Genomic DNA, 253 nt, shown 5'->3' with positions numbered 1-253 from the left:
CTCTAATTATTGTTGTAATAAAGATTCTTTGTATCGAAAGCTTTCTCCCGTAAACATTAATAAATGAGAATGATGAATCAATCGGTCAATAACGGCTTCTGTTAGAATGGGATCACCGAAAACATGGTTCCATTGACCGAATTGAAGGTTAGTTGTTATTAATAGACTACGGTTTTCGTAGCACATAGATATCACTTGAAATAACAGTTCTGCACCTTCTTTATTTAAGGGGATATATCCTAATTCGTCGAGC

At 34.8% G+C, this 253-nt stretch carries 1 protein-coding gene; it reads right to left on the bottom strand.

Annotated features, from left to right (window positions below; translation table 11 throughout):
• Window positions 1–6: 6 nt before the first annotated feature.
• Window positions 7–253 (bottom strand): ATP-binding protein (locus tag ACHABW_RS26100; RefSeq protein ID WP_435759959.1); only part of this gene is annotated, 247 nt, incomplete at its 5' end.

It is taken from the genome of Salipaludibacillus sp. CF4.18, from assembly GCF_051262595.1.
GTDB lineage: Bacteria > Bacillota > Bacilli > Bacillales > Salisediminibacteriaceae > Salipaludibacillus > Salipaludibacillus neizhouensis.
The sequence above is the reverse complement of the archived record's forward strand: the minus strand, read 5'-3'. Positions and strand labels throughout refer to the sequence as shown.